This window comes from Mucilaginibacter gossypii, assembly GCF_900100945.1.
GTDB lineage: Bacteria > Bacteroidota > Bacteroidia > Sphingobacteriales > Sphingobacteriaceae > Mucilaginibacter > Mucilaginibacter gossypii.
In genome coordinates, this window is the sequence record NZ_FNCG01000007.1 from 1 (window position 1) to 21,799 (window position 21,799).

The window sequence follows — 21,799 nt, forward strand, 5'->3', positions numbered from 1 at the left end:
TTACTTATACCGATATGATGAAGCTTATGCAGGCTTGCTTTCATGCCGCTGATTACTTCTCTGCTGCTGGTGCATCTGTTAAAAACGCAGTAAAGCATCGTTACAAGATGTGTATAGGTATCAAAGTAACGGTAGTAGAGATCGTGATCCCCACGTCTTGCTAATGATCGAACATTATTACGATCTATTAAACCTAATAACTGATTCAGGACCGGCTGTCCGGTAAAAAAAGTACTTTTGCTCATGTTGTGTATTTAAGTGTGGTAACTCAAATATCAACACAAAGGGGTAGTCTTTCGGCTATCCCTTCCTTTTTCCCTAAAAAATCTTTACCGGACAACAGTGCATTATATTTGGCGTGACACTTTTGTGTCGCACTAAACCATGTTACAATTAATATCCAAACTACAGCATAATACTTACAAAAAAGGCGAGTACTCAGATGAAGAATATCGCAACCTCGATGACACCATCCAACTCATTAAGGATTTCCCCTGGGATGCCGAGCGTGCATTAACTGATATTCAGTTAACCGGCCCATCAGTAACTATTCAGGATAATGATTTGAATTATCTAAAATTAGGACTTTACTTTAACAGCAAGTTTTGTGTTTATTATCTTGATATAGATAATCACTTGTATGAATATCATGCACCTAATGTTGAAGAAGCTTGTAATCTGGTAAAGGATTTTTTTGGACAAGCTCTGGAACAACATATCATGACTTATTACAAGACTGACATTGAAGAGATAATTCATAAACAAAGTCGTAATACGGCTGATGTAGAAATAAGATTTAAAAACGGAGAGGTTATAAAACCCACCATGTTAATTAGCGATGCCGATCTTCTTCAGAAATTTCCGGAAAAATCAGGCGTTAAAATTACTTTTATCGTAAAAACGAGGTTCTTCGGTGAATCAAAATCCAATTTTAACAGAATTTAATTTGGTTGACCTATTATTTTTTACAAAAAATAAAATTTTCTATTGACAAACTCTTTTTTTACCGTACATTTACGTCGTAATAAAGAAACAACAAATGAAATTAACAGGTGCATATTTTTTTGGCTACTACTTTTACTTTACCAGTGAGAGCCGGGACTAATATGTACAAAACAAACATATAAAGAAACTAAAAAGTCCCGGCCTACCAGCCGGGACTTTTTGCTTTAAGCAGGTTTATGAAAATAGAACAACCAAAAGTTGCAATTCAGGGTATCCGGGCCTCTTTTCACGAAGAAGCTGCATTGAAATACTTCGGCGAAAACACCGAGACCATTGAATGCAACTCTTTCAAACAAACGTTTGAAAGTTTAAAAAACCGTGAGGCCGATTATGTGGTAATGGCTATCGAAAACAGCATTGCCGGCAGCATCCTGCCAAACTATACCTTGCTGCTTGATTATGGCTTTCCCGTAGTTGGTGAAATTTACCTGCCCATCCAGCTGCACCTGATGGCTTTGCCCGGGGTAAAATTCGAGGATATTAAATATGTAACCTCCCACCCCATTGCCTTACGCCAGTGTGTTGATTTTTTTGACGAATATCCACACCTCAAAATTGTGGAGAGCAGTGATACCGCGGCCTGTGCTAAACGCATCAGAGATGAGCAACTAACAGATACGGTTGCTATTGCAAATTCCTTAGCCGCGAAACTTTACGGCCTGGATGTTTTGGAGCGTCGCATCGAATCGAACAAAAGAAACTTCACTCGTTTTCTGATCCTTACCCATCATGATAATATCGAAAAGAAACCGGCTAACAAAGCTTCTTTATGCTTCCAGGTAAGTAACAAAGTTGGTGCATTGGCTAAAGTGCTTAATATTTTTGCCGAAGAAGGCGTAAATATGAGCAAAATCCAGTCGATGCCAATTTTGGGCAAGCGCAACGAGTACAATTTTTATGTAGATATAGAATGGGAGGAGCAAAAACAATATGACGCTTCCATAAGGCAGATCCTTAAGTACACCCATAACTTCAATATCCTTGGCGAGTACGAAAGGCACGATGATGAGCATGCGGTGAGCCCAAAACCTCGCCGGGCCGAACGGAGCATCCGCAAGTATATCAATATCAGGCGTAGTGTATAATAAAGACAATCGGCAAACAGAACCCAAAAAACTAAATAATTTAAATTATCAACTAACACTCCCGGCTACCACCGGACAAACAAAAAAACGATGAAACTAAATTTAAACATACAGCCGCTTAACACCTGGATTAAAACAGGTAAGGAACCTTTGGTTATTTCAGGCCCTTGCAGCGCTGAAACAGAAGAACAATTAGTAGCTACAGCTCATTTATTAGCCCAAACAGGTAAAATCTCAGCTTTGCGTGCAGGTATTTGGAAACCACGTACCCGTCCGGGTGAGTTTGAAGGTATTGGCAGCATTGGTTTGGAGTGGTTAAAACGCGCCAAAGAAGAAACAGGCTTGCCAACTGCTGTTGAGGTTGCTACTGCAAAACACGTTGAAGAAGCTTTAAAAGCGGGTGTTGATATCCTTTGGGTAGGTGCACGTTCAACAGCTAACCCTTTCACCGTTCAGGAAATTGCTGATGCTTTAAAAGGTGTTGATGTGCCTGTAATGGTTAAAAACCCAGTAAATCCTGATCTTTCATTATGGGTTGGCGCATTAGAGCGGATCAACAATGCAGGTATCACCAAATTGGCTGCCATTCATCGTGGTTTCTCATCTTATGAAAAATCAGCTTTCCGTAATGAACCGATGTGGGATGTTGCTATCGCCTTAAAAACCCTGGCCCCTGAACTGCCTCTTATTAATGACCCGAGCCATATTTCAGGTAATCGCGATCTAATCGGTTATGTTTCACAAAAAGCTTTAGATCTTGATATGCAGGGCTTAATGATCGAATCACATATCGACCCAAGCGTAGCCTGGACAGATGCTAAACAACAGGTTACTCCAGCTGCTCTTGCCGATATCATTGACCACTTAACTTTGCGTAAAGCGGAAGTTAGAAATTCTGAAGTAAACGATAAACTGGCTGAACTACGTAATCAAATCGACAAGATAGACGACTTGGTAATCCAGAAAATTGCTGAGCGTATGCAGATTGCCGAAAAAATCGGTCAGTACAAAAAAGATAATAACATTACTATTTTACAGGTTGGCCGTTGGGATGAGATCCTTCAAAAACGTACAACTTACGGTAAAGCATTAAAATTAAGCGCCGAGTTTACTGAAAAATTGCTTGAATTAGTTCACAACGAATCTATCCGCAGGCAAACAGAAGTAATGAACGCCGACGCCGCTCAGGGCCAGGCAGCAGAAAAACTTACACACGCCTAATATTTTAAATGATGCATAACATCATTCTGAAAAGAAACAACAAGTTCATTAACGGCACGGTTAACCTCACCGGTTCAAAAAGTGAGTGTAACCGCGCCCTGGTCATCGAAGCGTTAAGCAAAGGTAAAGTAAGAGTTGAAAACGTATCTGACGCCGCTGACGCTGTTTTACTGGCAGGTATTTTAAGGGAGAACCAAGAGTCAAGAGCCAAGAGCCAGGAGGTTCTGGCAGGAAACGCTTCTCCTGATAATTCCGAAATCGAAAATTGCAAATCCGAAATCGTAGACATCGGTCCGGCGGGTACGGCTATGCGTTTTTTGACGGCTTACTATGCTATACAGGAAGATGAAGTGATCTTAACCGGTAGTAAACGCATGAAGGAACGGCCAATAGGTATACTGGTTGATGCATTACGCGAGCTGGGCGCCAATATTGATTATGAAGAGAATGATGGCTATCCTCCTATCAAATTAAAAGGCGGCTTTAAACAACAAACCGGTCAAATCAGTATCAAAGGCAATATCAGCAGCCAGTACATTACTGCTTTGTTACTTATTGCCCCAGCCCTGCCTTTGGGCCTGGAATTGCATATTGAAGGCAAGTTAACTTCACGTCCTTATGTTGAAATGACCCTGGCTATGCTTGAAACTTCTGGTATCAAGCACACTTGGGAAGGTAATGTTATTGCAATTTCAAATCAGGAATTCACGACAACATCATTGTACGTTGAACCGGACTGGAGCGCTGCCTCATATTGGTACGCTATTGCAGCACTTGCTGATGAGGCCGAGCTATTTTTAACTGGTTTAACACCATATAGCTTACAGGGCGACAGCGTGATCACCGAGATCATGGCTAACTTTGGTATTACTTCGCAGTTCAGGGATGGTGGCGTTCATCTAAAAAAAGAGAACAAACCTATCTCCCGCCGTGAGTTTGACCTGAAAGAATGCCCCGACCTGGCACAAACAGTAATTGTTGTTTGCGCAGCGCTTAATCATGAAGCATCTTTTACCGGCCTTGAAACTTTAAAGATCAAAGAAACCGACCGCATCCTGGCCCTGCAAACAGAACTTGGCAAAATGGGTGTTAAGCTGATTGAAAAAGATGAAGTTTACACGCTTGATTGCAGCGGGAAATTTATCCCCGAAACTGTCTTCATCAACACATATCACGATCACCGCATGGCAATGGCTTTTGCGCCGCTCGCTCTCATTCTTCCTCAAATGGAATTTGAGAACGGACCGGTAGTTGAAAAATCATATCCCGCTTTCTGGAACGATCTGGAAAAACAGGGGTTTGAAGTAGTAGAGAAGGAAGCTTAAAGCTGAAGGCAAAAAGCCTAAAGCAAAAAACAAACAAAAAACGCGTCACTACGGGGTACGAAGTAATCCCAGGCGAGGTTAGACTTACGAAGTTTTAAAACTTCGTAAGTCTGGATTGCAAAATGACGATTATAAAACAACCAATTAAAGATATCCGGATAAGATTTTCTCATATCTCATATCTAACATCTCATATCTAAAACTATGGCAGGCAATTCATTCGGGCAATTATTCAGGATAACAACTTTTGGCGAATCACATGGCGAGGCCATCGGTGTAATTATTGACGGATGCCCGGCCGGCTTACAGGTTGATCTTGATTACATCCAGGGCGAACTGGATAAACGCAAACCAGGCCAGTCAAAGATCACTACCCAACGTAAAGAAAGCGACACGGTAAGAATCCTTTCAGGTGTATTTGAAGATAAAACTACGGGTACCCCTATTGCTATGCTGATCCCCAATGAAGATCAGCGTTCGAAAGATTATAGCCACAATGTGGATGTTTTCCGTCCATCGCATGCAGACTATACCTACGAAGCTAAATATGGCATCCGCGACCATCGCGGTGGTGGCCGTTCCTCTGCCCGTGAAACTGCGGCCCGTGTTGCTGCCGGCGCTTTGGCTAAACTGCTACTTAAAACACTGGGTATAGAAATTGTTGCCCATGTAAGCAGCGTAGGTAAGATCAATGCACCAAATGTATTTATAAACGATCCGATTGAGTTTATTGCAGAGCGCGAAAAAAATATTGTACGCTGTGCCGATCCGGCCACTGCGGAAGAGATGATCGAATTTATTGATAGTGTGCGAAAAGATGGAGATACAGTTGGTGGCAAAATCAGCTGCTATGTAAAAAACTGCCCGGTTGGCCTTGGCGACCCTGTGTTTGATAAATTGCATGCCGATTTAGGCAAAGCGATGCTAAGCATCAACGCCGTTCACGGTTTTGAGTTTGGTTCAGGCTTTGAAGGTAGCGAAATGCGCGGGTCTGAGCATAACGACATCTTTGTAAAATCACATCTGGGTGATATACAAACCATTACCAATTTTTCGGGCGGAATCCAGGGAGGCATCAGCAATGGCATGCCTATCGAATTTAAGGTAGCCTTTAAACCCGTAGCCACCATAATGAAAAACCAGGCAACTATCGACAGCCAGGGAAATGCTGCCGAAATATCAGGCAAAGGCCGTCACGATCCTTGCGTGGTTCCGCGCGCCGTACCTATTGTTGAAGCTATGGCAGCCCTCGTTTTGGCCGATCATTGGTTGAGGAACAGAAACGCCCGTTTAAGCTAAAAGCGCTCAGTTAGCCGAAAGCAAAAAGCCGAAAGCTTAAAGCGTTCCACTGAGAACATTTGAGTTTTCGGCCTTTTATTTTCACCAAGCTTCTTTTGCTTTTGGCTTTCTGCTTTAAGCTTTCAGCCCAATAACCTACCTTTGTAAAGCCATGCTTACCTCAATTATCCAATTATACAAACAAGCCTATAGCGGACTTTCAAAAAACAGCTGGTACCTGAGCATCGTAATGCTTATTAACCGCAGCGGTACCATGGTTGTACCTTTCATGACCATTTATACCATCAGGCAACTGCATTTTACCATTGAACAGTCTGGATATATCATGGCAATTTTTGGCGTGGGTGCTGTATCCGGCGGCTTTATTGGCGGTAAGCTGATCAATAAAATAGGCTTTTATGATTTACAGGTGGGTGCATTACTTACCGGTGGCTTGCTTTTCCTGGTACTGGGTTACCAAACAAGTTTCATCAGCATGGCTATCTTCACGTTAGTTTTAAGCATCTGCAATGAATCGTTCCGGCCCGCAAACTCAACTGCTATAGCGCACTACAGTACTGAAGAAAACAAAACGCGCTCCTACTCGCTTAACCGGTTAGCTACAAACTTAGGCTGGGCCTTTGGCGGCGGGTTAGGGGGATTATTGGCGGCTATAAATTATCATTTACTTTTTTGGGTAGATGGTTGTACCAATATAGCAGCAGGCATACTGTTGCTTACTTTGATGCCCCGTTCAAAAGTAGCCAAAACCATTAAAGAAGCAGTGGCCGGTTTTGATGAAGTATTTTCATCGGCTTATAAAGACGGGGTTTACCTGCTGTTTATCTTATTGGCTACCCTGTTCGCAACTTGTTTTTTCCAGTTCTTTATTATGCAGCCTGTATTTTATAAAATACAATGGCATTTTAATGAGCGTTTTATCGGTTTCCTGCTGGCTTTAAACGGGATACTTATCGTTTTGATTGAAATGATATTGATTAACTGGCTTGAAGGCAAACGCCATGCCCTAACCTATATTATCTCGGGCATCCTGGTTACCGGAGCCGGTTTTGTTTTGCTTAATCTGATGCCGCATGTGCCTTTGGTAGCCATATTAATTGTCTGCATGATAACTTTGGGTGAAATGCTTTCCATGCCATTTATGAACACGTTTTGGATAAGCCGTTCAAATGTACGCAACCGAGGTGAGTATGCTGCATTATACAGCATGTCATGGGCCGGCGCACAAATCATTGCTCCATTTTTGGGCAGCCAGGTTATCGCCTACGGAGGGTTTGAGCTTTTGTGGTGGCTACTTGGCGGTGTCTGCCTGATTGTGGCCTTCGGCTATTTGATCATGAAACGTTCAATACATACCACTAAACGTGTGCCTGTTTTACCTTAATTTGCTATCATGAAAAAAGCCATCATATTAGATCTTGATAATACCATATACCCTGTAAGTTCCATTGCCGATCATTTGTTTAATGAACTGTTCAACTTTCTTGATCAGCATATTGCCGGCGAGGGTATCGAGCATATCAATAAAGCAAAGGAGGATTTAAAGAGGATTCCCTATCAAAAGGTGGCAGACAAATATCAATTCAGCGAACTCGTTAAAAACAAAGGGCTCGAACTATTAAATAACATCGAGTACAACCGGCCGATGCAGCCTTTTGATGATTATAAACAGATCCGCGAAGCAGAGGTCACCAAATTTTTGGTTACCACAGGTTTTACCAAACTGCAATGGAGCAAAGTTAAAATGCTGAACATTGAAGCAGATTTTGAAGCCATCCACATTGTTGACCCTGAACTTTCGCCCCTAACCAAGAAAGATATTTTCGCGTCAATATTAGAGAAATACGATTATAAAACGCGAGACGTACTCATTATTGGTGACGATCCCGAATCTGAAATAAAAGCTGCAAGCGAATTGGGTATCGATACTTTTCTATACGATCCCGAAAATAAACATCCAAACGCCCAGGTAACCTATCGCTCACAAAATCTTAAAGACGCGGCCGCTATTGTTGCTTAAGCACCTTTACCGTAACCAAAAGCTGCCCAAGATGGCGCATGGTATGCTCAGCCGAATGCGTGTACAAGCCGATAACTGTAGATGGTAATTGCCCCCGGCCTACTCCTCGCCATTCGGTTAATATGGTCTCGTCGGTAGCTTTGAGTTGATCGATAGCGTTATCAACCTGGATATTAAACGCTTTTATCAAATCAACAACGGTAATTTCACGTTCACCAGGTTTACCTTCGGCTGCAAGATAATTCAGTTGTGCCGCGCTAAGCCCCTCTCTTTTTGCATAGGTAAAAAGCCGGCTAAGTACCCCAGTGAGGTGTTGTAAATGAAAACCCGGCGATGCCATGCCGGCAAGCTTTTGCCACAGCAGCTTTTCCGGAAAATCGGCCATCAATTCATTAAGCTCCTCTCTTGCCTGCAAAAGAGCATGGGCAACAGGCTGAAGCAGGGCCGACATGTCATCCAGTGGCCCGCGAAGCCAAACTTCAGGTAATTTTTGAGTAGACATTAGTTTTTATTTAACATGGTTTTCACTTGTTCATGATTCAACGTTTGAGGCAGACCATAAATGGCTCTTACGCGCTCATGTGTATTATCAGTCCAAAGCCAGCTCGTCCAAACCATAAACCAGGCCCATTCGGGTTGGGCTGCCAGAATTTCGGGTTTTGGAAGTTCGCCGGTTTCTGTAAGCGCAATGATCTTGCCATTAGCAACCTTTAGCAAATCGTTATAATCCCGTTGTTCATAATCGAAATGATAGATATCAGCACCTAAAATGTCTACGTAATCGGCACCCGGATAAAAGTCTTTATAGTCATACGCTTCATCTAATGGAAGGTCGCGCAAACCGTTTGGGCCCCATACCCAAATCAGATTATTTAAATGATGATAATTGGTATACCGATCGTACATCATTTTCCAAAGCTTGATGATCCCGTCGTTCCCTTTTTTGTTTCCCCACCAAAACCATACGCCGTTCATTTCATGGTAAGGCCGCCACAAAACAGGCACATAGGCATCCCTGAGCTGTTTCAGGTAACCGGCTACCACGTCAATTTGGGCAAGCCATTTTTTATTCAGATCGGTATTGGGTGTAATTAACTCTTTCCATTGGGCATCAGTTATTTTGCCCTGAATGCTTTGCTTCCAATCATATGGCGGGTTATCTAAAGGGCGCCCCTGGTGCCACATGAGTGTTACCAGATAGCCATCCTGCCATTTTTGCTTAGCTTCGTTTACAAGGTCCTGCCCCAGGTCTTTGTCTCCCCAAAGCATGAAATCTGAGCCCCAAACGGCAGGATATTGTCCTGTAATTGCCTTGGCACTGTCTGAAAAAACGTCACGATCGCTGTTATAATTTTGTTGACCCGATAAAATATGTTTGCCTTTTATACTATAAAGGAAGCTAAGCAATTTATTTACCTCAGGCGACGCTTCTTTATTTACTGGTTTAAAACTTTGTGCTAATGCCATGAAAGGCAATGATATGATTAAAGTAAGCGGGAATAGTTTTTTCATTTTAATTAAACTGGCTATTCGGGTTAAAGGAGATAACAGGCTTTGTTCAAAAATAAATAAAAAGCACGGCCGTTTATGGTATGGCTATTGCTATTCATAAGCAATATTTAACTATCTTTCGTCTATATGATACCTATTCCCTTTAGGAAACACTTTATCCCGATTATACTTTCCACGTGTTTGGTTTTGCCTGCTGTATTACAAAGCTGCAAGAAAAAGCATGAAATGATTGCTGAAGATATGTTCAGGATCACACAAAATGAAATTTTTAAAAAGGCCGATACTGAAGGATACATCCCTGTTTTTAAAAGAGTATTCACAAAATACCGGTCTAAGACTGCCAATCCGCTGGCTATCGAATCGTTTTTCAAAAAGAACGAATACCAGCCGCTCTTAGTTATAAACCACTTGAACAATGGCGATCTCGAAGCTTTACCAGAATATCTTGATAAGATCAATGAACACGGCCTCGATCCAACTATGTATCCATCGGCAGAGATCAAAGCACTTGTAGCCAAACTTAAAGACAAAAAGGCGATAAAAACAATTGATGAAGCCTATGAAACTGTTGCCAAACTTGAGGTGTTAACAGCGGGCGCATTAATAAAATATTCCAATGCCCTGCAATACGGTGTGATCAATCCTAAAAAGATCTACTCGAGATATTTTATGGCCACCCGCCGGCCCGATAGCACAACGATGCTTGCCACTTTAAACCGAGCAGACTTTAAGACATTACTTGACAGTATCCAACCCAAAAGCCCTCAATATTTAGCGTTGCAAAAAGCATACAGGGACAGTGTAACTATCGAAGGCCTTTCCCGCGAGGAGAGCAAACGCTACTTATTGGTTAGCCTGGAGCGGCTGCGTTGGAGAAATAAACCTTTCGAACCCAAATACGTGATAGTAAACATCCCCGATTTCAGGCTCGACGTTATCGAAGATGGCAAATCGGTTTTAAATATGAAAGTTTGTGTAGGCCAGGGACGAAACATGAAAAACCAAAACACGCTTGAACATTTTGATGATACAGCGAGAGCCGATAAACCTTTTCCGCGAGAAACGCCAATACTGAACAGCCTGATCCATAGCGTTGAGGTAAATCCTATTTGGAATATTCCCCGCAGTATTGCAACAAAAGAGATCATTGTTGAGGCTGCCGACGACCGTTACTATCTCTCAAATAAAAACATAGATGTTTTTAAGGACGGTAAAAAGATTGAGGATCCGGAAACTATCGACTGGTCGCAGGTTACGCCCGACAATCTGGAATACGAGTTTAAACAACGCCCCGGAGAAGACAACTCGCTGGGTAAAATAAAGTTTCTGTTTAAAAACCGCAGCAGCGTTTACCTGCACGATACACCTAATAAAGAAGCATTCAGGCATGCTATGCGTGCAGTAAGTCACGGCTGTGTACGATTAGGTGATCCGCTTGGCCTGGCACAAAACCTATTTGGAGAAGGTGCAGACCTCGATACCATTTCGAAAGATATGGTTGAAGATAAACCGAACCCTACCAATATCGGCTTGCCAAAGAAAACGCCTATTTACATCACCTATGTAACCTGCTGGGCAGATGATAATGGCACCATTCAATACCGCCCGGATGTTTATGGTTTAGATATAGTGCTTTACGCACATCTGCAAAGTTTTTTGGCCAAATAAAAAAAGCCCGGCAAACTTTTCGGTAAGCCGGGCTTCATGATTTGGTTTATAGTTGGGTTGGATTTAAAACTTTGTAAAATTGAATGACGTATCGGTGCTCGCCATTAAGTTAAGCGGCCCCGTTTCATCCAGGTATTTTGAATAGTACGACTCATCGTTTCCATTAATAAATAAAACGGTTTTGCCGGCAATGGTATTGATAACTTTATTAACCACTTTCGGCGATACAGCAGGGCAACCAAAGCTTCTGCCGATATATCCCTGCTCATTGATAGCAGCCGGCCCAACATAATTAGCGCCATGTACAACAATGCTGCGCATACGGGCATTCCCGTTAAAGCCTTCATCCATACCGTCAAGGTATAGTGAACGGCCATGTTTACCATTATAAACCTTATCAGTTACATAAAATCCGAGACTACTTTCATGTGAATCGTTAGCATCCGAAAAATGATTTGCCATTTCCTGACCGCTGCCTGATCCATGTGCAACCCATGTATTGAGCACCAACTGCTTGTTTAACAAATTTATAATCCACATACGCTTTTCACGGCTTGATTTGGAGAAATCAACCACGGTAAGCACCTCACTGCTTTGAGGTACTAAATGTGAAAGCTTTAAATTGGTATAACCAGTAACCGCTTTTTCAAATACGTTGAAAGCTAAACCGGCCTCCTTAAGGCGCGCTGCCTCGTATAAATTATTAACGTATTGCTCAAATAGTTCCTTTGTTGTAAACGCTACATTTTTTTTCTTTACACTCACTGATCTATTTGCACCATCCGATCTCCAGCTTAAAATTGTTGCCGAAAGGAAAAAGATCGCCATAGTAACCCACAAAAAATGTTTCCTCATACGCTTGCCTGAGTTTAATTTAATTTTAATTAATTAGGGTATAGTAACAGGGTTTGGATAAAAGGTTAACCTGCCATTAACAGATTAATACAAAAATATACTTTAAAACTTGAAATCCAAATTAGCAATATGATATATTTACTAAAATGAAAATAAATTTAAAAATAAGCAATATTTTAAATTCTTATACGGAGCGAAAAAAGGAAAGGTTATAGATTAAATTTATTTAACCCATTTAATTTTATTTTCAAGCGGAATAGTGCGTTTACCTTCGGGATACTGGTCGGCATAACCAAGATATAATACGCCCATTACATTATCTTCATCCCGCAAATTCAAAAATTCTTTAAAAGTGGGTTTCAAGATAGCACCGCCGGTACTCCAGAAGGAGGCCATATTTAAGGCGGTTGCACCTAAAAGGATATTCTGAATAGCGCTCGACACAGCTGCAACTTCCTCGAACGGCGGTATTTTAGGCAAATCGCCGCGCTGCATTATCGTAATGATTACATGCGAAACTTTGTTGCCAAGGGTTTTCAGGTTATTGTATGCAGCCTCATTAAATTCTTCGGCAGATACACTCTGTTTATAAACTTCGGCATGTTCGGCACAAAACTGATCGGGGTTTTCATAAACAATAAAGCGCCAGGGTTCGGTGAAACCATGTGTCGGCGCCCAGTCGGCAAGTTCCAGAAGTGCAGCGATATGACCATTTGGAGCCTTATGACCATTCATCATGGCTGGTTTTACGGTACGGCGGGTTTTGATATTCTCGGCGACTGTTAAAAAAGTATTGTCCATAAACAGATAAAAAGCAGTTGTTGAAAACGGGATTATGAATCACTGATTTCAACAACCTGTAGTTATGTTATTAATAAATAGCGGGATATTTTGAAGGGTTAGCCTCATTCATCATAGCGTAAACGGTTTCAACAACATCATCAACAGAAGGCTTGCTGAAATAATCACCGTCCGAACCATAAGGCGGTCTGTGTTCTTTTGCGGTAAGCGTTTTTGGCTGGGCATCAAGTGCATAATAGCCATTTTGGCCTTCCATTATCTTTTGCAGGATATAAGCTGAACCCGCTCCCGGTAAATCCTCATCAACTACAAGTAACTTGCTGGTTTTCTTTAACGAAACAGCACAAATACCCTCTGTATCAAAAGGGTACAAAGTTTGCGGATCGATAATTTCGATATTGATACCCATTGCTGCAAGCTCTTCCGATGCTTCCTGCACGATGCGCAGCGTTGAACCATAAGATACAACCGTAATATCGTTGCCTTCGCGTAAAACCTCGGCTTTACCAAGCGGTACAGTAAATTCGCCGACATTGGCAGGTAACTTTTCCTTCAAGCGGTAACCGTTCAGGCATTCTATTACGAGCGCAGGTTCATCCCCCCTTAACAGCGTATTGTACATACCTGCTGCCTGGGTCATGTTACGGGGCACACAAATATGAAAGCCGCGCATCGACCCTAGAATAACACTCATTGGCGAACCTGAATGCCAGATCCCTTCTAAACGATGGCCCCGGGTACGGATAATAAGCGGAGCTTTTTGCCCGCCCATAGTACGGTAACTTAAACTTGCTATATCATCACTGATGATGGTTATGGCATAGATCAGGTAGTCAAGGTACTGGATCTCTGCGATTGGCCTTAGGCCGCGCATAGCAAGGCCCATACCCTGCCCTATGATACTTGTTTCGCGAATGCCCGTATCTGTAATGCGGATTTCGCCATATTTTGCCTGTAAACCGGCGAAACCCTGGTTAACATCGCCTATCGCACCCAAATCTTCGCCAAATGCAACGATGCTTTTATCGCGCGCAAAATTAGCGTCGAAAGCTGCGTTCAATACTTCTCTTCCGTCCAATAACTTTGCATCATCGTTATAAATAGCGGGCACAACAGGAACATACAGAGGCGATTCAGGAGTTCCGGTAAAAAGCTTTGAGTTATAACGTTCCGTATTTTTTGCTTTCTCAACTTTTAACCATTCTGTTAAAAGCTGGCGTTCAACATTATTTTCGGTAGTAGTTAACCGTAATGTTTTGCGGATGGCTGAAAAGATTTCGCGACGCCCGGCATCAATACTGGAGCGCACACCAACTGATAATGCTGATATTGCTTCTTTTTTACCCGGTACTGTTTCGGCAAAGGCTTCGATCAATGCTGCAGCTTCTTCTATTTCGCTTTTTATTACGACTGCCAATTCATTAGCGGCCTCACGCTGGCATTCGCGTACATACCTTTTCGCTTCAGCTTCAAGCTCTTCCAGTTCTATTTCGGTCGAGATAGCCGATGTAATCATCCACTCGCGCATTTTTAACAAACAATCGTGCTCATCTTCCCAGGTAAGGCGTTCCCTACTTTTATATCGCTCATGTGAGCCCGAAGTTGAGTGCCCCTGTGGTTGGGTCATTTCGGTAACATGGATCAGTACAGGCACATGTTCCTCACGGCAAATATTAATGGCACGCTCGTAAGTTTCACAAAGGGCTATATAATCCCAGCCACGCACTTTAAAGATCTCGTAACCGTTGCTTCCGTTTTCGCGCTGAAAGCCTTTTAATATTTCAGAAATATCTTCTTTGGTGGTTTGCAGGTTCGCTGGCACCGAAATAGCATAAGCGTCATCCCAAATAGAGATGGCCATAGGTACCTGCAGTACCCCCCCTGCATTAAAAGTTTCAAAAAACGAACCTTCGGATGTAGCGCCGTTACCAACGCTGCCAAAAGCAACTTCATTACCATTAACCGAAAATTGTTTCAGGTAATCCAGTTCTTTATTTTGGCGATATAGCTTTGACGCGTAAGCTAAACCTAATAAGCGAGGGATTTGTCCGGCAGTGGTTGAGATATCCGACGAACTGTTCATTGTTTCGGCCTGGTTAACCCAACTGCCATCAGTATTTACAAAACGCGTAGCGTAGTGGCAGTTCATTTGTCTGCCACCAGAGGCTGGATCTTTTTCAATATCGGGGTTAGCATATAACTGGGCAAAAAACTCTTTCATATTGCTCATGCCCGTAGCAAACATAAAAGTTTGATCGCGGTAGTAGCCCGCGCGCCAGTCGCCGGCGCGGAAAGCCTTGGCCATCGCCAGTTGCGCAACCTCTTTACCGTCGCCGAAAATACCGAACTTTGCCTTGCCCGTTAGCACTTCCCTGCGGCCTATTAAACTGGCCTGACGGCTCTCATAACCAATGCGGTAATCATCAATAACAATCTTCTTGAAATCATCAAAACTGAGCTCGGCAGTATTAAATTTACTGGTAGCGCGTGTTGTAGTTTCAGGCATATAAAATTTTGTTTAGACGGTAAAAGTATAAAATTCTATTCTGTATTAAGCAAACTAACAGATAAAACCCCGAGTTTGAGTAATAGTTTTGTAATTACATTAAACCTTTTATATTTGTAATAATCAAATATAACGTATGAAAAAGATATTAATGATTTGCGCTGTAATATTAGGCTTTGCCTTCACCGCATCAGCACAAGATAGCGGAAAAGCTGAGTTTAAATTTAACGAAGAAAAGCATGATTTTGGTAAAATACCACAAGGCACTCCCGTTACTACTGTGTTTGAATTTACCAACATTGGTAAAGAACCGCTTATTTTAACAGAAGTAAGGCCAACCTGCGGCTGCACCATCGCCGATTACACTAAAACACCGGTAAAAAGCGGTGATAAAGGCATGATCAAGATCACTTACAATGCTGCTGCTGCTGCTCCGTTTAACAAAACTATCGTAGTTAAATCAAACGCAGTAACACCCGAAAAATATTTGAACATTGTTGGTGAAGTAGTAGCTAAACCCGCGGCGAGCAAATAACTGATTACATGCTTTAAATATCCCGTATATCAACCGGGATATTTAAAAATAATATTTAAAAGACCCGGTTTCGGGTCTTTTTTCGTTTACAAAGGTTTTACAAAACAGTATTTTGATTTTTAGTAATTTTGCAGGATGCCAAAAATATCTGAAAAAGGGCAACGGATGCCCGCATCACCGATAAGAAAATTAACACCTTACGCTGATAAAGCTAAGCAGGATGGAAAAAAGGTGTATCATCTCAACATCGGCCAACCCGATATTGCTACACCCGAAGGCATGCTGAATGCCATTAAAAATATTGATTTTAAGGTTTGGGCTTATACCCCGAGCGAAGGTACATTAAGCTATCGCAAAAAGCTTACTGAATATTATAACAAGCTGGATTATAATATTACTCCCGAGGATATTATTGTTACCACTGGAGGCTCAGAAGCAATTACTATTGCCATGATGGCCTGCCTTGATTCGGGCGATGAAGTGATCATCCCTGAACCTTTTTATGCCAATTATAATGGATTTGCAAGCCAGGGCGATGTTGTGGTTAAGCCTATATTGTCATACATTGATAATGGTTTCGCGCTCCCTCCTATCAGCGAATTTGAAAAGCTAATAACGCATAAAACCAGGGCCATCATCATATGCAATCCTAACAACCCTACCGGGTATTTATACTCAAAAGAAGAGATGGAAGCATTGAAGCAATTGGTTTTAAAGCATGACCTGTACCTGTTTTCGGACGAAGCTTACCGCGAGTTTTGCTATGATGGCCGTTCATTTATATCACCGATGCACATGGATGGGCTTGAAGAAAACGTTGTAATACTGGATACAGTAAGCAAACGCTATAGCGCGTGCGGTGCCCGGTTAGGATGCCTGATCACTAAAAATAAAGAGTTGCGTGCCACAGCTTTAAAATTTGCCCAGGCCCGTTTAAGCGCAGGCATGGTAGAACAAATTGCAGGCGAAGCTGCCGTTGATACTCCGGATAGGTATTTTGAAGCTGTAAATAAAGAATATACCAGCAGGCGTAACACACTTGTTAGTGCATTAAACAAAATGGATGGCGTTTATTGCCCTAATCCCGGCGGGGCTTTTTATGTGGTTGCCAAACTGCCTATTGACAATGCCGACAAGTTTTGCCAATGGATGCTTGAAGGCTTCAGCCTCAACAACGAAACCGTGATGATGGCCCCTGCCACCGGCTTTTACAGCACACCGGGCGCGGGACTCAATGAAGTGCGTATGGCATACGTTTTAAATAACAACGAGCTTGAAAAAGCGATGATTTGTTTGGATGAAGCATTGAAAGTTTATCCGGGCAGGACGGTTAGCAGTGAGCAATTATCAGTTGGCAGTTTGTAACAGGCGGTTGTAGCAGGCAGTCGCTTAATTTATAAATGGAAAACCACTGCTTAAAACTGCAAACTATTTCCGTATATTTGTAACCGCTTTACTGCAACTGCCTACCGGCTAATACAAACTAAAAAATGGGGTCGACCGGAATTGACAGGATGGAGATAAGTAGGTAAGCATGCAGCGCGTTGGGTGAATTAGCGCTTTAATCTGAACGCTCAAACTTACAAATGGCGAAAATAACTACGCCTTAGCTGCCTAATTTAGAATTAGCATAGCTTTTGTCCCGCCGGTTTTCCGTTTCATCGGATCGGCAACCGGGGCATCGAAAGATGAAACTGGCCTGCTTAGGGTGTGATAAGCGGGTAAGATAAAGCACCTAAGGAAGACGGTACAGGTAAGCGGCTGACCTTCCCCTTCACTACAATTAAACAGAAGCTAAGCATGTAGAAAGCTTACCTTATACCATGTTTGGACGAGGGTTCGAATCCCTCCGGCTCCACTAAGTAAGTATCAAAAAGCACTAAAACCCCTCATACGCTACGTGTGAGGGGTTTTTTGTTTTGTTTTGGTGCCTTTTGCTCACTTTTGAATGCCCATTTTGGTGAGCATTCTGGTGAGCACCCATTTTCAAAACAAGTGCTCACCAGGACACTTGTAACTAACTGACATATAACATGTTCACCAAGTGAACATCTTGTGAGGATTATGCTGTAAAGGTAAATTTGTTTAACTTTTTTAACAGCTTTTTATGATCAAAAATGTGGCAATCCTCTTTTACTTGAAAAAGAGAACAAATGCAAAAGAAGAAAAAGTCCCGGTTTATGTACGGATCACCTGCGATGGACAGCGTGCCGAACTTGCAACCGGTCAGAAAATCGAGGCAAAGTTCTGGAATCCAAGCGAAGAAAGGGCGAAGGGCAAAACGGATGGCGTTAGTAAACTAAACACAGAACTCAACGAAGTCCAATTAAGGATTACTGACACAATCCGTTATTTAAAGGATTGTGGGGAAGAACTCACTGCTGAAAAAATTAAAAACCGCTTCCTCGGTAAAACCGAAAAGCCAATTATGCTGATTGAAGTATTTAAAGAGCATAACCGGAAAGTTGCGGCTTTGGTGAACCAGGAATTTGCTCCTGCTACAGTTACCCGGTATGAAACCACGCTGAAACACACACAAGACTTTATGCAGTGGAAATACAAGATCAAAGATATACGTGTTAAAGAAATTGATCACAGATTTATTAGCGAATTTGAATTCTATCTCCGTTCTGAAAGAAAATGCAATAATAATTCTGCATTCAAATACATTAAAAATTTCGGCAAAATTATCCGCATTTGCCTTGCAAGCGGCTGGATAACCGTTAATCCATTCCTTAATTATAAAATCAAAATCAAAAAAGTCGACCGCCCATTTCTTTCAAAGGAAGAATTGGAGATTATGGCTTACAAGGAATTTTCCAGCGTACGATTAGAACTGGTTAGAGACATTTTTTTATTTAGTTGTTATACAGGCCTCGCTTATATCGACGTGCAAACGCTTAAACGCTCAGAGGTCGTCAAGGGATTTGATGGTGAGCGGTGGATATTTACAAGCCGTCAGAAAACTGATACTCCTTCACGCATTCCACTTTTGCCTTACGCATTAGGTGTCATAGACAAATATGAAAACCACCCTCAATGCGAAGGCGAAAATAGTTTGCTGCCGATATTAAGCAATCAAAAAATGAATGCTTACCTGAAAGAAATCGCTGATTTGTGCGGTATAAATAAGGATCTTACGTTTCATATTGCCAGGCATACCTTCGCAACTACAGTTACTTTGCTGAATGGTGTCCCAATCGAAAGTGTTTCCAAAATGCTCGGACATACCAACATCAAAACAACGCAACACTACGCAAGGATCTTGGATTTAAAAGTTGGTGAAGATATGGGCTTGCTGAGAAAAAAACTGCAATCATAGTTATCCAAATGAAAATACTACTCTGATATCGATAAACAACCATTTATGAAAGGACTTCATGCCGGCGATCAGGAAATTGCTGAAAAAATATACCTCGTCCAAGGACACAAGATTATGTTAGACAATGATATTGCTGAAATGTATGGTGGGAAACAAAACGATTGATTGAACAGGTCAAAAGAAATCCACTTAGATTTCCTGCGGAATTTATGTTCCGTCTCACTAATGAAGAACTTGATATTTTGAGGTCGCAATTTGCGACCTCAAAAAGAGCTGGCAGGAGATACGCCGCATACGTTTTTACTGAACATAGTATACTTATGCTTTCCAGCGTGCTAAGTAGTACGCAAGCCATTACTATGAGTACTAAGATCATTGAGGTATTTTTTAAATTCAGGGAACGTTTATTTCTCACAGAGATCTCCTACTTAAATTTGAACAGCTTGAAAAGTTGATCATTCATCATGATGATATTCAATCCATTTTTCAGGCGTTAAAGCAATTGATACAGCACAGCATGAACCATGGGAGCCAATCGGTTTCAAGTTGAACGGGTAATTGAACAGACGCTACAATTACACTTTGTTATTTCTCCTGATCACCAAATGCGTTTTTGCCGGATCGTTCAATAACTGTTCAAATACCTCTTCGATGATTTCCCTAACATCCTGTTTGATCTGCAAATAATTGCGTTGAATAATACCCGTATTAATCACCCGCACAGCCGGTAATGGCTGGTAAGCAGCTGCCTCTTTTTTCAAGGCCTCATGATCGTTGACGATCTCGCAATGAAAAGCCTTCAGTTCGATCTTCTCATCCGGGTTATCCGCAACCAACCCGACGAACTCGCCCGAACTCAAAGCCGAGATCCTTGAAGCCGGCACCGCAGCCTCCAATTGCTTCGACCGGCTGATCGACGTATCGCTCCTGTTGATAGATAAACTCTCCCTGTCCTGCATGATGCGCCCGATCTTTTCCGAAACCATTTTGGCCGTATCACCCGCTACCTGGCCGACGGCTATATTGCCGACAATATTCATGATCACATCGGCCGCTTCACGGCCATACTCCTTGCGCAACTGACTGGCATCCTGTATCCCCAAACAGGTACTGATCAGGTTACTTCGCCCGGTCGCAATCGTAGCGATCACATCAGCCACCAGGCTGGGGTACTCATCTAAAATTAAACTGCACTTCAACCGGTTTTTCTGGTTGATGATCTTCAGCAAGCGGTTCACAAAAAGCGACAACACCGCCCCATAGATCTGTATTTTCTGCGGGTTATTCCCCATACAAACGATCTTTGGCTTGGCCGGGTCATTGATATCCAGCGTAAACTCGTTACCCGACAAGATATAATACAGCTGCGGCGAAGCGATACGCGACATCGTGATCTTCGCCGAAGCGATCTGCCCCTCCAGTTGCTCCACCGCGTCCCGCAGGTAAGCGCTGACAAAAGGGTTGATCAGCACATCGATCTCCTGTTCCGTGTGCAACACCGTAAACAGCTTATCATATTCTGCCTGCATCAACTCGATCACATGCGGCAGTGTGCAAAACTCGCCGCCCTGGTAACGCCGCAAAAACCAGATAATCGCCGTCAAAAAGTTAATCGGTGATTCCACAAAGAAGTCCCCCTGCTTCTTCACCCATTCCCGGTTCAGCCCCAGCAGGATCGTCCGCGCAGATTCCACCGCGTCCGTGATATCGTGCATCGCCGACGGGTCCAGCGGGTTACAGCGATGACTGTGCGCCAGGTCATCAAAATTGATACTGTAGAAATCCGGTGCGACCTTATACGCATCTTTATGTTTCAGCCAGGTATTATAAGCGATGACCGAGAGGTCGGGCATCTTAAAATCATACACGAACATCGCAAAGCCCTTGCGGATATGCTGCGTAATAAAATGCCGGATCAGGAAATAACTCTTACCCGCCCCCGGACTGCCGATCACCGCCGTCGAACGGAAGGGATTGATAATATTCAGCCAGCCAACCCGCCATTTCCCCCGCAACCGGTAACGCGTCGGCAGGTTCACCGAAAACTCATTTTCCAGCAGTCGCTCCTCCTGCGGAAAGGCCTCGTTGTCCCGGTTAAAGATATCCCCCGAAAGCCTGTCCCGGATGATCCGCGAGAGCATCGTCCCGCCGCTCAAAAACAGCAGGAAACCCAGCCCGCAAAGCCCCATATAGCCAGCAGCCAGCAACTGCAGATTACCTCTGGTCAGCAGAACCAGCTCACTCCCAAAAAACAGCACCAGCCCAACCGCCAGATAAAGCGCCGCCGTCTTCCAGGTCTGCTTTTCATCCTTCTTCCCCTGCACCCCGATCAGCGCGATCACAAGGAACACCAGCGCAAAAAACTTAGGCCGGTTAAACCCGTCCAGCAAACCCGTTCGTCCCAGGTTCTCCAGCAACCTATCCACCAGCGGCGTCGTCAGCCCCCAGCCGGCAAAAGCACCATAACAAACCACATAACCATGCAGGGCCAACAGCACAATCGCAATCAGCCGCGTCATATCCAGGATCTGGCGCATCGCCTGATCATTCTCTCCCGTTTGCATAACCTCCTCCCAACCCTCCCCGGAAGGGAAGGCTTTTCTAAATCATCCATACTAAATCCTACACTTACACACCCGAAAATC

19 protein-coding genes and 1 other RNA gene are annotated in these 21,799 nt (G+C 42.9%); 13 read left to right on the forward strand and 7 right to left on the reverse strand.

Annotation, left to right across the window (positions count from 1 at the left end; genetic code table 11):
- Positions 1-245, reverse strand: a 245-nt coding sequence (locus BLS28_RS31570; protein ID WP_143020763.1) for a DUF4372 domain-containing protein, incomplete at its 3' end; no start/stop codon positions are given.
- A 139-nt stretch (positions 246-384) separates the two neighbouring features.
- On the opposite strand from BLS28_RS31570, the gene BLS28_RS14450 reads away from it, so the two are divergent.
- The 7 genes from BLS28_RS14450 to BLS28_RS14480 all read left to right on the forward strand — a co-directional run bounded on the left by BLS28_RS14450 (position 385) and on the right by BLS28_RS14480 (position 7,955).
- Positions 385-945 (forward strand): hypothetical protein, encoded by a 561-nt coding sequence (locus BLS28_RS14450; RefSeq protein WP_091168350.1) that lies wholly within the window; start codon positions 385-387, stop codon positions 943-945.
- Positions 946-1,181: 236 nt separating this feature from the next.
- Positions 1,182-2,090, forward strand: a complete 909-nt coding sequence (locus BLS28_RS14455; protein WP_091168353.1) for a prephenate dehydratase — start codon at positions 1,182-1,184, stop codon at positions 2,088-2,090.
- A gap of 90 nt (positions 2,091-2,180) precedes the next feature.
- On the forward strand, positions 2,181-3,311 hold the full coding sequence (locus BLS28_RS14460; protein WP_090525833.1) for a chorismate mutase: 1,131 nt from the start codon (positions 2,181-2,183) through the stop codon (positions 3,309-3,311).
- Positions 3,312-3,319: 8 nt separating this feature from the next.
- Positions 3,320-4,636 (forward strand): 3-phosphoshikimate 1-carboxyvinyltransferase, encoded by a 1,317-nt coding sequence (gene aroA, locus BLS28_RS14465; protein WP_091168357.1) that lies wholly within the window; start codon positions 3,320-3,322, stop codon positions 4,634-4,636.
- A 204-nt stretch (positions 4,637-4,840) separates the two neighbouring features.
- Positions 4,841-5,935 (forward strand): chorismate synthase, encoded by a 1,095-nt coding sequence (gene aroC, locus BLS28_RS14470; protein WP_091168359.1) that lies wholly within the window; start codon positions 4,841-4,843, stop codon positions 5,933-5,935.
- Between the two features lie 151 nt (positions 5,936-6,086).
- Positions 6,087-7,319: an MFS transporter gene (locus BLS28_RS14475; RefSeq protein WP_091168364.1), complete on the forward strand. Its 1,233-nt coding sequence runs from the start codon at positions 6,087-6,089 to the stop codon at positions 7,317-7,319.
- 9 nt (positions 7,320-7,328) lie between these two features.
- The gene (locus BLS28_RS14480) at positions 7,329-7,955 is read left to right on the forward strand and encodes an HAD family hydrolase (RefSeq protein WP_091168367.1); all 627 of its coding nucleotides are present in this window, start codon (positions 7,329-7,331) and stop codon (positions 7,953-7,955) included.
- Here BLS28_RS14480 and BLS28_RS14485 read toward each other — a convergent pair.
- Together BLS28_RS14485 and BLS28_RS14490 are read right to left on the reverse strand one after the other, a co-directional pair.
- Positions 7,942-8,457 carry a DinB family protein gene (locus BLS28_RS14485; RefSeq protein ID WP_091168371.1) on the reverse strand — a complete coding sequence of 172 codons (516 nt, stop codon included), beginning with the start codon at positions 8,455-8,457 and terminating at the stop codon, positions 7,942-7,944. The two genes, BLS28_RS14480 and BLS28_RS14485, sit on opposite strands and share 14 nt — an antisense overlap.
- Positions 8,457-9,467, reverse strand: coding sequence for a glycosyl hydrolase (locus BLS28_RS14490; RefSeq protein ID WP_091168374.1), 1,011 nt, complete (start codon positions 9,465-9,467; stop codon positions 8,457-8,459). The genes BLS28_RS14485 and BLS28_RS14490 overlap by 1 nt, the downstream gene beginning before the upstream one ends.
- A 126-nt stretch (positions 9,468-9,593) precedes the next feature.
- On the opposite strand from BLS28_RS14490, the gene BLS28_RS14495 reads away from it, so the two are divergent.
- The gene (locus BLS28_RS14495) at positions 9,594-11,135 is read left to right on the forward strand and encodes a L,D-transpeptidase scaffold domain-containing protein (protein WP_256337426.1); all 1,542 of its coding nucleotides are present in this window, start codon (positions 9,594-9,596) and stop codon (positions 11,133-11,135) included.
- A 63-nt stretch (positions 11,136-11,198) separates the two neighbouring features.
- Here the strand turns inward: BLS28_RS14495 and BLS28_RS14500 are convergent, their stop codons facing one another.
- From BLS28_RS14500 to BLS28_RS14510, 3 genes are all read right to left on the reverse strand, one after another.
- Positions 11,199-11,990, reverse strand: coding sequence for a murein L,D-transpeptidase catalytic domain family protein (locus BLS28_RS14500; protein ID WP_091168379.1), 792 nt, complete (start codon positions 11,988-11,990; stop codon positions 11,199-11,201).
- Between the two features lie 222 nt (positions 11,991-12,212).
- Positions 12,213-12,791 (reverse strand): nitroreductase family protein, encoded by a 579-nt coding sequence (locus tag BLS28_RS14505; protein ID WP_091168381.1) that lies wholly within the window; start codon positions 12,789-12,791, stop codon positions 12,213-12,215.
- 70 nt (positions 12,792-12,861) lie between these two features.
- A complete protein-coding gene (locus BLS28_RS14510; RefSeq protein ID WP_091168384.1) occupies positions 12,862-15,297 on the reverse strand; it encodes an alpha-ketoacid dehydrogenase subunit alpha/beta in 2,436 nt (811 codons plus the stop codon).
- A 136-nt stretch (positions 15,298-15,433) separates the two neighbouring features.
- Here BLS28_RS14510 and BLS28_RS14515 point away from each other — a divergent pair, with 136 nt between their 5' ends.
- The 5 genes from BLS28_RS14515 to BLS28_RS31575 all read left to right on the forward strand — a co-directional run bounded on the left by BLS28_RS14515 (position 15,434) and on the right by BLS28_RS31575 (position 19,609).
- Positions 15,434-15,832, forward strand: a complete 399-nt coding sequence (locus BLS28_RS14515) for a DUF1573 domain-containing protein (protein WP_091168388.1) — start codon at positions 15,434-15,436, stop codon at positions 15,830-15,832.
- Positions 15,833-15,967: 135 nt separating this feature from the next.
- Entirely contained in the window at positions 15,968-17,197 is a 1,230-nt protein-coding gene (locus tag BLS28_RS14520; protein WP_091168391.1) for a pyridoxal phosphate-dependent aminotransferase, read from the forward strand.
- 127 nt (positions 17,198-17,324) lie between these two features.
- Positions 17,325-17,693: a transfer-messenger RNA gene (gene ssrA, locus BLS28_RS14525) on the forward strand.
- Positions 17,694-17,939: 246 nt separating this feature from the next.
- Positions 17,940-19,154, forward strand: a complete 1,215-nt coding sequence (locus BLS28_RS14530) for a site-specific integrase (protein ID WP_091168394.1) — start codon at positions 17,940-17,942, stop codon at positions 19,152-19,154.
- A gap of 209 nt (positions 19,155-19,363) precedes the next feature.
- Positions 19,364-19,609, forward strand: a complete 246-nt coding sequence (locus BLS28_RS31575; protein WP_369596627.1) for an ORF6N domain-containing protein — start codon at positions 19,364-19,366, stop codon at positions 19,607-19,609.
- A gap of 120 nt (positions 19,610-19,729) precedes the next feature.
- On the opposite strand, the gene mobC is transcribed toward BLS28_RS31575, so the two are convergent.
- The gene (gene mobC / locus BLS28_RS14540) at positions 19,730-21,718 is read right to left on the reverse strand and encodes a conjugal transfer protein MobC (protein ID WP_091168399.1); all 1,989 of its coding nucleotides are present in this window, start codon (positions 21,716-21,718) and stop codon (positions 19,730-19,732) included.
- Between the last annotated feature and the right edge of the window lie 81 nt (positions 21,719-21,799).